The sequence below is a fragment of the Microbacterium sp. NPDC055665 genome, assembly GCF_053618035.1.
On record NZ_JBSHGY010000003.1, the window covers coordinates 407,125 to 419,774 of the forward strand.

Below are 12,650 nucleotides of genomic sequence, written 5' to 3' on the forward strand. Positions count from 1 at the left end.
TCTCAACGTCGTCGTCGTGGGTGTCGTGCCGATGGTCGTGCCCCTCTCCGGGGCGGCACTGCAGCGGAGAGGGCTCAGCGGTACTGCGGCTCAGGGCGTAAACGCTTTCGCAAGCGCTTTCGCCGAATGGACGAGAAAGGCGGGAGGAGGCATCGATCGCCTCCTCCCGCCGGGTTTCATCCCGCGTCGGGGACGGCGGGCTTGCCGCCGAGATACAGCGCGGCGAGGGTCGGATCCGCAAGGAGCTCGGATGCCGGGCCCGAGATGTGCACCCGACCGAGGTCGAGCACGCATCCGATGTCGGCGGTCTCGAGCGCCCGGCGCGCGTTCTGCTCGACGAGCAGCACCGCGGTGCCGGCGTCTCGCATGCGCACGATCTGCTCGAAGACCTTCTCGGTCGTCTTGGGGTCGAGGCCCATCGACGGTTCGTCGAGGAGCACGACCTTCGGGCTCACCATGAGCGACCGAGCGAACTCGACCTGCTTCTGCTGACCGCCCGAGAGCAGACCGGCGAGCTGCTTCCACCGCTCCCCCACGATCGGGAAGAGGTTCTGCACGAATTCGACGCGCTCCTGGATGACCTTCTGATCCTTGAGGGTGAAGGCGCCGAGCATCACGTTCTCGCCGACCGTCATCTCGCGGAACACACTGTGCCCCTGCAGCACGTGCGCGAGCCCGTGCCGCAGCATCGACTGCGGTCCCTCTCCGGTGATGTCGCGGCCGTCGACGCGGATGCTGCCCGATCGGGGCTTGAGCATGCCGCTGGCCACCTTGAGCACGGTCGACTTACCGGCGCCGTTGGGCCCGACGAGGCAGACCACCGAACTGGGCGGCACCTCGACCGTGAGGCCGCGGAGCACGAGCGCCGCCCGGCCGTAGCCGGCTTCGATGTCGCGCAGCTCGAGCAGGTTCTTCGCTTCAGACTCCAAGGTAGGCCTCCAGGACTCGCGGGTCTTGCTGGATGATCTCCGGTGTTCCCTCGGCGATCTGGCGGCCGCGGTCGAACACCACGACGTGGTCGCACAGGCTCATGACCATCTCCATGTTGTGCTCGACGATGATGAACGTCTTGCCCTCTTCGTTGAGCTCGCGCACCAGGGTGGCGATTCGTCCGATGAGGGCGGGGTTCACCCCACCAGCGGGCTCGTCGAGCATGATCGTGTCGGGCTCCCCCATGAGCACGCCCGCAAGCTCCAGCAGCTTCTGCTGGCCGTAGCTGAGGTTGCGGGCCTCGGCGTGTTCGAGGTGGTCGATGCCGACGCGCCGCAGCCAGCCGCGCGCCCGCTCCAGCTCGTCCGGATCGTGCGCGGAGCGCAGCTGCTGGCGGATACTCGTGCTGCGCACCGCCACGAGCAGGTTCTCCATCACGGTCATGCGCGGGAAGACCCGGCACAGCTGGAAGCTGCGGCCGATGCCGGCGCGGGCGATGCGGTCGGGCGACTTGCGGGTGATCGCCTGCCCCCGGTACCGCACCTCGCCCGAGTCGGGCTTGATCATGCCGGTGACGCAGTTGAAGAAGGTGGTCTTGCCCGAGCCGTTGGGCCCGATCAGGCCGTTGACCTTGCCCTCCTGGAACGTGACCGTCGCACCGTCGACGGCGGTGACGCCACCGAAGGACTTGGTCATCTCGACCGTGCTCAGGCTCTCGAGCGTCGTGGGCTGTGCCGTGGGGGCGTTCATGACGACGTCTCCTTCTTCGAGGCATCCGCTGTTCGGGCCTTGTTCTGCTCCAGGAGCTCGCCGGCGGTGACCTCGCGGATCGACGCGGCGTTCGAGGAGCGCGTGAACAGTCCCTTCACAGCGGGGATGATGCCGTCGGGCATGAAGAGCACGACGATGCCGAGCAGGATGCCGGTGGCGATGAGGTGGAACTGCGTGTCGCCGAACTCGAGCTTGAAGTACTCGAGCGCGATGCCGACGACAACGGCTCCGAGCAGCGGGCCGAAAAGGTTCCGCACTCCCCCGAGCAGGGCCATCAGCACCATGTAGGAGCCGATGAGGATCGAGAACTGGAAGATGGGATCCAGGTCGCCGAACCACAGCGCGTAGAGTCCGCCGCCCAACGACACGAACAGCGCCGACAGCACGTAGGCGATCAGCTTGTACCGCGTGGTGGGCACGCCGAGGGCCTGCGCCTTGTCTTCGTCTTCGCGGACCGACTTGAGCGCGGTGCCGAACTTGGACCGGTCGATGATCCACCAGACCACCAGAGCTACGGCCAGGAGGCCCGCGAACAGGTAGTAGAAGATGCGGTGGTGCTCGGGCCGCAGCACGTCGAACGGACGCGGGACGTTGAGCCCCTCGGAGCCGCCGGTGACCTCGCGCCAGCTCTGGAACACCAGCAGCATGATCAGCACGAAGGCGATCGACACGATCACGAACGAGGCGCCGCGCACCCGGAGGGCGGCGATGCCGATCGGGATCGCGATGATCGAGACGAGCACGGCCGCGAGGATCCAGGCGACGAAGCCGGGCAGCGCCAGGTACTTGATGAGGAGGCCGGTGCCGTAGGCGCCGAGTCCGAAGTAGGCGGCGTGCCCGAGCGAGATGTATCCCGTGAACCCGCCCATGAAGTTCCACCCCGTCGACAGCACGGCGTAGTTCAGGATGACGACGCCCGCCGACAGGATGTACGGGTTCGGGGCGATGGTCGGGAACGAGAGGACGAGGGCTGCGCCCACCACGAGGAGGACGATCCGCACCCACTTCGACGACGAGCGCCGCACGGGGGCGGGGGGAGCGATCACGACCGTCTCGGTGGCGATCGGCTCTCTGCTAGAAACGCTGGGCAAGACGACCTCCGAAGAATCCTTGCGGACGGAACATGAGCGTGGCGAACAGGGCGACGTAGAACACCGTCTGTGCCCAGGTCGGCCCCAGCGGGAGCTGGAGCAGGCTCTGTGCGACGCCGAGGACGACAGCCGCGATGGCGGCGCCCGGGATGCTGCCGAGTCCGCCGACGACGATGATCGCCATGAGCGGTCCGATCCAGTGCCAGTGCAGCGACGGGTAGATCGTGGCGTCGAGCGAGAGCGCGGTGCCGCCGATCGCCGCCGTGGCGAGGCCGAGACCGAACCCGTAGCCGGCGACGCGGTCGGTGTTGATGCCGACCAGTCGCGCGGCCTCGGGGTGCTGGATCGTCGCCCGCAGCGCCTGCCCGAACTTCGTGTACTTCAGCAGCACGAACAGGAGTGCGAGGGCCACCGCCGCCAGCCCGAAGGCGATGAGCTTGACCACCGGCACCTGCGCGCCGAAGAAGTCGAGGCTCGCACTCGCATACGGAAGGGGGATGCGGCGCTGGGTGCCGGTGAAGAAGAACCCGAGCGCCCCCTCGATGATCAGCGCCACGGCGAACGTGAGCAGCACCGACATCATGGTCAGGGTCAGCGGCTTGAGCCTCGAGACGAGCAGTCGCTGCATCACGACACCCGTCAGGAAGAACAGGGGCACCGTGACGACGAGCGACACGAGGGGGTCGATGCCGGTCTCCCGGTTGAACCACCACGCGAGGTACGCGGCCAGGATCAGGAAGGCGGAGTGCGCGATCATGACGACGCGCATGATTCCGAAGTACAGCGTGAGCCCGGCCGCCAGGAGGGCGTAGAGCCCTCCCAGCAGGATGCCGAGGATCAGGCTTTGCAGCAGCAGTGCTCCACTCACGATGTGCGGATCACCACGTCGGCTTCGGGAAGAGGAAGTCGGCTTCCTTGACGTCGTCCGGGAGGACGATCAGGATCTCGCCGTCGATCCACTGCTGGATGAGGTGCGCGCCGGTGGGCTTGCCCGTCTCGTCCCAGCTGAGCGGCCCGACGACGGTCTCGACCTCGTTCTCGCGCAGCCAGTCGATGAGCTCCTGCTGGCACTCGCCCTGCTCGGCGCAGCCCGCGGCCTCGACCGCCGCGGCGACGACCTGACCGGTCGTGTAAGCGTTGGCCTCGTCCTCCGAGGGCGGGTTGCCGTGCATCTCGGTGTACTTCTCGACGAACTCGATGTTGCTGGGGAACTGCGACTTCGGCGAGTAGCCGGTGGGGGCGAGGATGCCCTCGGTCGCACCGCCGATCGCAGCGGCGAACTCCGGGTTGGTCGGTGCGGTCGAGAACGCCGCGAGCTCGGGCTGATAGTTCAGCTGCTGGAGCGCGATGATCAGGTTGACGGCGTCCTGGTACTGCGTGCCGCCGATCACCATGTCGGCATCCGACTGCGCGATCTTGGCCGCGATGGTGGAGAAGTCGGTGGTGTTCGGCGGGTAGACCTCGTCCACCACGACCTCGACGCCGCCCTCTTCGAGCTTGTCGCGGAGGCCGTAGGCGGTGCCCTGCGCGAAGGGGTCGTCCATCGCGGCGACGGCGACCGTCTCGGGGCGCTCTTCTTCGGGAAGCGCGAGCAGGTATTCCGCGAGGTTGTTGTAGTGGTCGTTCGCGATCGCGGGGGCCGCGTAGAAGAGGTTGTCGAAGCCCTGCTCGAAGACCTCTTCCGCCGCACCGGCCGGCTCGACGAAGAGCATGCCGTACTCCTGCGCGACGCGAGCCGAGGGCACGACGAGGCGGGTCGAGAACGGGCCGAACACGAGGTCGACGCCGTCCTGCGCGATCAGCGACTCGTAGTCGGAGACGACGCGGTCGGCGTTCGACTGGTCGTCGAGGATCTTCAACTCGACCTGGCGTCCGAGGAGGCCGCCGTTCTCGTTGACGATGTCGCGCCAGGCCTCATAGCCCCGCTCGACGCCCTTGCCGGGTTCGGAGAAGTCGCCGGTGAGCGGCAGCGAGATGCCGATGACGATCGGATCGTCGGATCCACCCCCTTCCGCCTCATCGCCGGGGGCCGAGCAGGCCGAAACCGTGAGCGCGGCGATCGACAGCGTTCCGATCGCTGCCGCGATCCGTCGACCGTGTCTGGGTGCAGTCATCCGAGTCTCCTACGTCATCGTAGCGAAAGCGCTTTCGTAAGCGCTTCCGCCACTATAGTGGGACGGAAGAACGAAGAGCAACCTACCTCGCAATCAGCGTTGATCTTGCTCCACAGGGGGAGGTTTCGTGAAGCGTGAAGGCGCGCCACGACTCATCGATGTGGCCGAAACCGCAGGGGTCTCCCTGGCGAGCGCATCGCGGGCCATGAGCGGCGGCTCCGGCATCTCTCCGGAAGTGGCAGCGCACGTGCGCGTCATCGCCAAGCAGCTCGGCTACGAACCCAACATGCACGCGCGCGGGCTCGCCGGCGGGCTCGTTCCGACCATCGGACTCGTGGTGCACGAGATCGGCGACCCCTACTTCTCCGACATCGCGAGCGGCGTGATCCGCAGCGCGACCCTCGAGCACCGATCCGTGCAGATCGCCCAGGCCGACCGCACTCCCGACAGCGAGCTCGCGCAGGTCAAGTCGCTGCTGCGCCAGCGCGTCGGCTCGATCATCATCGCCGGCTCCGGGTACGCCGACCCCGGGCGCGAGCAGGGCATGACCGAAGCGCTGCTCGACTTCACGCTCTCCGGAGGCCGCGCGGCGGTCATCGGCCGCCACCACCTTCCCGTCGATGCCGTCCTCCCCGACAACCATCGGGCGGGCATCTCGGTCGGACGCCACCTGGCCGAGCTGGGGCACCGCCGGATCGGCGTCGTCGCCGGCCCGCTCGAACTCAACACCGTCGCCGACCGCATAGCCGGGCTGCGAGAGGGAACGAGCGACCCGGACCTGGAGCTCGTCGTCGTCTCGCACGAGTTCACCCGCGAGGGCGGCATCGCGGGGGCGCGCGAGCTGCTCGACCGCGACGTCACCGCCATCGTCGGCCTCAACGACGCCATGGCCATCGGCATCCTCAGCGAGCTGCGACAGCACGGCATCCGTGTGCCGGAGGAGATGTCGGTCGTCGGCTTCGACGACATCTCCGTCGCCCCGGATGTGGCGCCGGCGCTCACCACAGCGCGCATCCCGATGTTCGAGATGGGGCAGCACGCCGTCTCGCTCATCCTCCGCCCCGCGAGCGATGAGGCGCGGACGATCGAGACCGCGCACGAGCTCATCATCCGGCAGTCGTCCGGGCCGCCGCGCGGCTGAGCAGGGCCATGACGACCGCTCGAACCCGATCGCGACGGGTTGAAGACACGATCCGAAGCGCCGAGATCGAGGGCCTGGGGGTCACGCCCGAAACGCGCGCTGACGCCGACTCGTCCATGGCAGGCATCATCGACTCGGATGAGCTCGTGGATCGGGTGCGGGCCCGGTACGGACTCTCCTGAGTTTCATCGAGCCGCCAATAGCGGCGGGACAAGTACCCCGTTTCGACGGATCTTCTGTCTAAAACGGTGCGGTGCTCAGGAGCTGCCGACGGTCGAGACCAGCTTCTTCATCACCTGATTGATCGTGAAGGACGCCGACTCCTGCCGCGCCGGGAACTCGGCGAGCGTGCCGAGCATCTTGGCGACGTAGGCCTGCGCCGGCACGAACAGGAACACGTGGTCGAGCACCCAGTCCCAATAGGTGTTCGAGGTGATGTCGGCCCGCTCGTACGGATCGGTGCGCAGGTTGAACAGCTTCGGGAAGCGCAGCTCGATGTACGGCTCCTGCCACACCAGCAGGGTTCCCACGGCGCGCTGCTCGAGGAACACGAGCTTCCAGTTCTCGAAGCGCAGCGCCGTGAGGTCGCCGTCGTCCGAGACGTAGAAGAAGTGTCGACGCGGACTGTGCTCGACGGCGCCCGTGATGTAGTCGAGCTGGTTGTGCCCGTCGAGGTGCACTTTGTACTCGGTGCCGTGCAGGTCGGTGCCCGACTTGAGGCGATCGGAAATGTCACCGTCTCCGACCGCCGCGAGCAGTGTGACGAACCAGTCGTTGTGGCTCACCATGCCGTTCAGCGTCGTCCCCGCGGGAATGTGTCCGGGCCAGCGGACCATCGCGGGCACCCGATACGCGCCCTCCCAGTTCGAGTTCTTCTCGTTGCGGAACGGGGTCATACCGGCATCCGGCCAGCTGTTCATGTGCGGGCCGTTGTCTGTGGAGTACATGACGATCGTGTTCTCGGCCAGCCCGAGCTCGTCGAGCAGGTCGAGCAGGCTGCCCACCACATCATCGTGGTCGAGCATCGTGTCGTGGTAGTTCGACTGCCAGCGCCCCGCGCGCCCCTTGCTCTCTTCCTTGGTGTGGGTGCGGAAGTGCATGTGGGTGGAGTTGAACCAGACGAAGAACGGGGTGTCGTCGGCGGCCTGCGTGCGGATGAAGTCGGCGGCGGCGTCGCGGAACTCCTCGTCGACCGTCTCCATGCGCTTCTTCGTCAGCGGACCGGTGTCTTCGATGCGCTGAGTGCCGTCGCCGTTCGCCCACGTGTGGAGCACGCCGCGCGGACGGAACTTCTCGCTGAACCCGGGGTACTCCTCGTCGGTCGGGTAGTCCGGGTGCTCCGGCTCCTCCTCCGCGTTGAGGTGGTAGAGGTTGCCGAAGAACTCGTCGAAGCCGTGGGCGGTCGGCAGGTGCTCGTCGCGGTCGCCGAGGTGGTTCTTTCCGAACTGGCCGGTCGCGTAGCCGTGGTGCTTGAGTGCATCCGCGATCGTGGGGTCCTCCGGCTGTAGCCCCAGCGGGGCCCCCGGCATCCCCACCTTCGTCAAGCCCGTGCGATACGGGTTCTGCCCGGTGATGAACGCCGCACGTCCCGCGGTGCAGCTCTGCTCGCCGTAGTAGTCGGTGAACTTCACGCCCTCGTCGGCGATCCGGTCGATGTTCGGCGTCCGGTAGCCCATGAGACCGTCGGAATACGTGCTGAGGTTGCTGATGCCGATGTCATCGCCCCAGATGATGAGGATGTTGGGCTTCTCAGCCATGGGTGACTCCTTGCTTCAACCGGTGAGACGGGCGGGTGCCCTCGGTCGTAGCCAAGCACTCCCCCGGGCCTGGGCCCAGGGGCGGGTCACTCGGAGCGGGTGAGGCGGAATCCGATGTGCGACATCCCGGTGTCCTCGGCCTGCGGCGAGCGCGCGGCAGGCCGGAATCGCAGGCAGTAGTCCGGGGAGCAGAGGTGCGACCCGCCCTTGAGGACGCGCCGGGGGATGTCGGGGAAGCCGTCCTGCGCGCTGGCTGCGGCGAGCAGGTTCGTCCGCTTGCCCGCATCGACCGGGGTGTCCGAGAGCCGCAGGTGACGCGGCGTGTAGAAGTCGGTCGTCCACTCCCAGACGTTGGCGATCATGTCGTAGAGGCCGTAGCCGTTGGGCGGGTAGGAGCCGACGGGCGCCGTGCCGCCGACACCCTGATTGTCGTAGGGGAAGCGTCCGAGCCAGGAGTTCGCCTGCGCGACCCCGTCGGGGTAGGCCTCGTCGCCCCAGGCGAATGCCGCGCCGTCCAGTCCCCCACGCGCTGCGTACTCGTGTTCGGCCTCGGTGGGCAGCCGCATCCCCACCCAGTCGGCGTAGGCGACGGCATCCTCGAACGCGATGTGGACGACCGGATGCTGCAGCCGATCGTCGATCGACGAGTCAGGGCCGAACGGCTTGCGCCAGAACGCCCCGGGCTGCCAGCGCCACCAGTTTCGCCAGTCACCCAGATTCGTCGGACCGGCAGTCGGGGTGAACACCATCGCTCCCGGGACGAGATCGGCAGGATCGGCACCCGCGAAGGCCGCAGGATCGAGCGGGCGCTCGGCCACCGTGACGTACCCGGTCGCGTCGACGAACTCGGCGTACTGCTCGTTGGTGACCTGGTAGCGATCGATGAAGAACGACGCGACCTCGCGCTGGTGCGCCGGCCGCTCATCGGGATAGAAGTCGTCGGACCCCATCAGGAACGTGCCGCCGGGGATGTGGACCATGTCGCGCGAGTTCGTCACGAGACTCAGCGTAGTGTCCGGCCGCATCGGGGGGACCGGGAGTATTCCGGCCGGTGGACCCTGCGCTCAGCGGGACGCGTCGAACGTCCGGGTGCTCCCCCACAGCGGACGGAACGCCAGCTCGGCCGCACCGACGAGCAGCCGATCGGAGCCGAGTTCAGCGGCGCGGATCGCGACAGCCGCGGCGCTCTCGGGCATCGCCAGTCGCGAGACCTCGTCGACCAGCCGGTCGTGTGCCCCCTCGTCGACCAGCGCCAGGAAGCCCCCGAGGATCACGAGAGCCGGATTGAGCACGTTGACCGCGTTCGCCAGCGCGCTTCCGAGGATCTTCGCCTGCCGCACGAGTTCCGCCTGCACCTCGGGCGCCTCGGCAGCGGCGAGGGCTGCGGCGAGCTCGTCGTCGTCGGCGTCGTCGAGCCCGAGGAGGTCGAGCAGATGCCGGCGATTCACCTCGTCTTCCAGCACCCCGTCGTCGGTGCGACGGTCGGCGCCGTCGATGCCGGGCCGGTTGTGCCCGAACTCTCCCGCGTAGCCGCTCGCGCCGGTGGCGGCCAGACCGTGGATCACGAGTCCGCCGCCGATGCCGGAGGCGCCGCCGTTGAGGTACACGAGCTCGTCGATGCCGCGGCCGGCGCCGAAGAGGTGCTCGGCGAGCGCGCCGAGGGTCGCGTCGTTGTCGACGGCGGTGCGGATGCCCGTCGCCTCCTGGATCATCGCGGCCAGCGGCTCGTCGATCCAGCCGAGGTGCGGGGCGTTGCGCACCACGCCGTCGGCCGAGCGCACGAGCCCCGGCACCGCGACACCGATGCCGATGACGGCGCAGTCTGCGAGGGCATCCGCCCGCCAGCTGTCGACACGCTCGCCGACGAGTGCGGCGACATCGGCCGTGGTCGGTGTCGCGGTGTTGACGATGCGCTCGCGCACGCGGATGCTGCGGTCCAGGGCGACGGCGGCGATCTCGACCGCGTCGACCTCGGGGTGCACGCTGATCGCGACGACGTCGGCGGAGGGTGCGACCACAGGAGAGGGCCGACCCGCCCGCGCCGAGGATTCCGGCGGCCGCTCATCGACGAGGCCGGCGCCCACGAGCTCGGCCACCAGCGCGGCGATGGTCGAGCGGTTGAGCCCCGTCGCCTCGGTCAGGGCCGAGCGAGAGCGGGGACCTTCGTGGTGGACGATCGAGAGGATCCACGCCAGGTTCGCTTCGCGGGAGCGCGGGGCAGCGGATTCAGGGGGCACGTTCCCACTTTAGGGGTGCGGATGCCTGCTGTCATCGGTTATGTTGTGAAGCACAACTTATTGCGTCCGTGCATCCCGCGCGCCCGCAGCATTCGCAGAGGAGCGATCATGCCCAACCCCACCCGCGACGACAAGTTCTCCTTCGGGCTCTGGACCGTCGGCTACAACGGCACCGACCCGTTCGGCGGCCCGACCCGTCCGGCGCTCGACGTCGTGCACGCGGTCGAGAAGCTCGCCGAGCTCGGTGCCTACGGCCTCACCTTCCACGACGACGACCTCTTCGCGTTCGGATCGACGGATGCCGAGCGCCAGACCCAGATCGACCGCCTCAAGGGCGCACTCGCCGACACGGGCCTGATCGTGCCGATGGTCACCACCAACCTCTTCAGCGCGCCCGTCTTCAAGGACGGCGGCTTCACCTCGAACGACCGCCAGGTGCGCCGCTTCGCCCTGCGCAAGGTGTTCCGCCAGCTCGACCTCGGAGCCGAGCTCGGCGCCAAGACCTTCGTCATGTGGGGTGGGCGTGAGGGCGCCGAGTACGACTCCGCCAAGGACGTGCGCGCGGCCCTCGAGCGCTACCGCGAAGCCGTGAACCTGCTCGGCGACTACGTGACCGACAAGGGCTACGACATCCGCTTCGCGATCGAGCCGAAGCCCAACGAGCCCCGCGGCGACATCCTGCTGCCGACGCTCGGCCACGCGATCGCGTTCATCGACTCGCTCGAACGCCCCGAGCTCGTGGGCGTGAACCCCGAGGTCGGGCACGAGCAGATGGCCGGCCTCAACTTCACGGCCGGCATCGCCCAGGCGCTGTTCCACGGCAAGCTCTTCCACATCGACCTGAACGGTCAGCGCGGCATCAAGTACGACCAGGACCTGGTGTTCGGCCACGGCGACCTGCACAACGCGTTCTCGCTCGTCGACCTGCTGGAGAACGGCGGCCCTTCGACAGGCTCAGGGACCACCCCGATTCCCGCCTACGACGGCCCCCGCCACTTCGACTACAAGCCCTCGCGCACCGAGGACGAGGCCGGCGTCTGGGCTTCCGCCGCGGCCAACATGCGCACGTACCTGCTGCTGAAGGAGCGCGCCGCGGCCTTCCGCGCCGACCCCGAGGTGCAGGAGGCGCTGGCCGCCGCGAAGGTCGCCGAGCTCTCCACCCCGACGCTGAACGAGGGCGAGTCGTACGACGACTTCCTCGCCGACCGCTCCGCCTACGAGGACTTCGACGCGGACGCGTACCTCGGCGGCAAGGGCTTCGGCTTCGTGCGCCTGCAGCAGCTCGCCACCGAGCACCTGCTCGGCGCGCGCTGAGTCCGGCGATGGCACTCGTCCTCGGGGTCGACTCCTCGACCCAGTCCTGCAAGGTCGTCGTCGTCGACTCCGAGACGGGTGCCGTCGTGCGCTCCGGACGCGCTCCGCATCCGGATGGCACCTCAGTCGATCCCGGGGCGTGGTGGGTCGCGCTTCAGGCAGCGATCGCGGAAGCCGGAGGCCTCGACGACGTCGCAGCCTGGGCGATCGGCGGGCAGCAGCATGGCCTGGTCGCCCTCGACGCACAGGGCCGCGTCATCCGCGACGCCCTGCTGTGGAACGACACCCGTTCCGCGCAGGCGGCGGAAGACCTGATCGGCGAGTTCGGGGCCGCAGCCCTCGCCGACCGCACCGGGCTCGTGCCGGTCGCCTCGTTCACCATCACGAAGCTGCGCTGGCTACGCGACCACGAGCCCGAGAACGCGGCTCGTGTCGCGGCCGTCGCCCTGCCGCACGACTGGCTGACCTGGCGGCTGCGCGGGTTCGGCCCCGAGCGTCCCGACTTCGACGAGCTGGTGACCGACCGGTCGGACGCCTCGGGCACCGGCTACTGGAATCCGACCACCGGCGAGTACGACCGCGAGCTGCTCATCGCCGCCCTCGGCCATGAGGCGGCGCTGCCCCGAGTGCTCGGGGCCCGCGAATCCGTGACGGATGCTGCGGGACGACGCGTCGCCCCTGGTGCGGGCGACAACGCCGCCGTCGCACTGGGCCTCGGTGCGCGGACGGGCGACGTGGTCGTCTCGATCGGCACCTCGGGCACGATCTTCGCCGTGACCGACCGCCCGGTCGCCGAGCCGACCGGCATCGTCGCGGGATTCGCGGATGCCGACGGCGGCTACCTGCCGCTGGTCTGCACGCTCAACGCCGCGCGCGTGCTCGACGTGATCGCCCGCCTGCTCGGAGTGGATCACGACGGGCTGAGCGCGCTGGCGCTGACCGCGGAACCGGGCGCGGGCGGACTCGAGCTCATCCCGTACTTCGAGGGTGAGCGCTCCCCCAACCTGCCCGACGCCACTGCGAGCCTGAACGCCATGACGCTCGCCTCGACCACCCGCGAGAACCTCGCCAGGGCCGCGGTCGAGGGGATGCTCGGCGGGCTCCGCTTCGGGCTCGACGCGCTGCGAGAACTCGGCATCCCGCTCGGACGTGTGCTGCTCGTGGGCGGGGGCGCTCAGTCGCAGGCCGTGCGCGAGATCGCCCCGCTGGTCTTCGGACTCCCGGTCGAGGTTCCGGAGCCCGCCGAGTATGTCGCCGTCGGCATGGCGCGTCAGGCGGCCTCGGTGCTCTGACAG

Annotated in this window: 12 protein-coding genes; 4 read left to right on the forward strand and 8 right to left on the reverse strand. The window is 68.6% G+C overall.

Going from position 1 to position 12,650, the window contains the following annotated elements; translation table 11 throughout:
* Positions 1-176: 176 nt before the first annotated feature.
* The 5 genes from ACWGO6_RS11320 to ACWGO6_RS11340 are packed head-to-tail and all read right to left on the reverse strand — an operon-like array spanning position 177 to position 4,906.
* The gene (locus ACWGO6_RS11320) at positions 177-929 is read right to left on the reverse strand and encodes an ABC transporter ATP-binding protein (protein WP_452326744.1); all 753 of its coding nucleotides are present in this window, start codon (positions 927-929) and stop codon (positions 177-179) included.
* Positions 919-1,680 (reverse strand): ABC transporter ATP-binding protein, encoded by a 762-nt coding sequence (locus ACWGO6_RS11325; protein WP_136043099.1) that lies wholly within the window; start codon positions 1,678-1,680, stop codon positions 919-921. Before ACWGO6_RS11325 ends, ACWGO6_RS11320 begins: the two co-directional genes overlap by 11 nt.
* The gene (locus ACWGO6_RS11330) at positions 1,677-2,792 is read right to left on the reverse strand and encodes a branched-chain amino acid ABC transporter permease (RefSeq protein ID WP_240745137.1); all 1,116 of its coding nucleotides are present in this window, start codon (positions 2,790-2,792) and stop codon (positions 1,677-1,679) included. The genes ACWGO6_RS11325 and ACWGO6_RS11330 overlap by 4 nt, the downstream gene beginning before the upstream one ends.
* A complete protein-coding gene (locus ACWGO6_RS11335; RefSeq protein WP_452326745.1) occupies positions 2,776-3,660 on the reverse strand; it encodes a branched-chain amino acid ABC transporter permease in 885 nt (294 codons plus the stop codon). The genes ACWGO6_RS11330 and ACWGO6_RS11335 overlap by 17 nt, the downstream gene beginning before the upstream one ends.
* A 10-nt stretch (positions 3,661-3,670) precedes the next feature.
* Complete coding sequence (locus tag ACWGO6_RS11340; protein WP_205820379.1) at positions 3,671-4,906, reverse strand: amino acid ABC transporter substrate-binding protein; 1,236 nt, start codon at positions 4,904-4,906, stop codon at positions 3,671-3,673.
* Positions 4,907-5,033: 127 nt separating this feature from the next.
* Between ACWGO6_RS11340 and ACWGO6_RS11345 the strand changes: the two genes are divergently transcribed.
* A complete protein-coding gene (locus ACWGO6_RS11345) occupies positions 5,034-6,047 on the forward strand; it encodes a LacI family DNA-binding transcriptional regulator (protein WP_136043098.1) in 1,014 nt (337 codons plus the stop codon).
* An 8-nt stretch (positions 6,048-6,055) separates the two neighbouring features.
* Positions 6,056-6,229 (forward strand): antitoxin VbhA family protein, encoded by a 174-nt coding sequence (locus ACWGO6_RS11350; protein WP_452326746.1) that lies wholly within the window; start codon positions 6,056-6,058, stop codon positions 6,227-6,229.
* Between the two features lie 75 nt (positions 6,230-6,304).
* Here ACWGO6_RS11350 and ACWGO6_RS11355 read toward each other — a convergent pair whose 3' ends face one another.
* The 3 genes from ACWGO6_RS11355 to ACWGO6_RS11365 all read right to left on the reverse strand — a co-directional run bounded on the left by ACWGO6_RS11355 (position 6,305) and on the right by ACWGO6_RS11365 (position 10,041).
* A complete protein-coding gene (locus tag ACWGO6_RS11355) occupies positions 6,305-7,804 on the reverse strand; it encodes an arylsulfatase (protein ID WP_452326747.1) in 1,500 nt (499 codons plus the stop codon).
* 86 nt (positions 7,805-7,890) lie between these two features.
* Complete coding sequence (locus tag ACWGO6_RS11360; protein ID WP_452326796.1) at positions 7,891-8,784, reverse strand: formylglycine-generating enzyme family protein; 894 nt, start codon at positions 8,782-8,784, stop codon at positions 7,891-7,893.
* A gap of 84 nt (positions 8,785-8,868) precedes the next feature.
* Positions 8,869-10,041 carry an ROK family transcriptional regulator gene (locus ACWGO6_RS11365; RefSeq protein ID WP_452326748.1) on the reverse strand — a complete coding sequence of 391 codons (1,173 nt, stop codon included), beginning with the start codon at positions 10,039-10,041 and terminating at the stop codon, positions 8,869-8,871.
* A gap of 108 nt (positions 10,042-10,149) precedes the next feature.
* Between ACWGO6_RS11365 and xylA the strand changes: the two genes are divergently transcribed.
* Together xylA and xylB are read left to right on the forward strand one after the other, a co-directional pair.
* On the forward strand, positions 10,150-11,355 hold the full coding sequence (xylA, locus tag ACWGO6_RS11370; RefSeq protein ID WP_136043095.1) for a xylose isomerase: 1,206 nt from the start codon (positions 10,150-10,152) through the stop codon (positions 11,353-11,355).
* Positions 11,356-11,363: 8 nt separating this feature from the next.
* Positions 11,364-12,647 carry a xylulokinase gene (xylB, locus tag ACWGO6_RS11375; RefSeq protein ID WP_452326749.1) on the forward strand — a complete coding sequence of 428 codons (1,284 nt, stop codon included), beginning with the start codon at positions 11,364-11,366 and terminating at the stop codon, positions 12,645-12,647.
* The last annotated feature ends 3 nt before the right edge of the window (positions 12,648-12,650 follow it).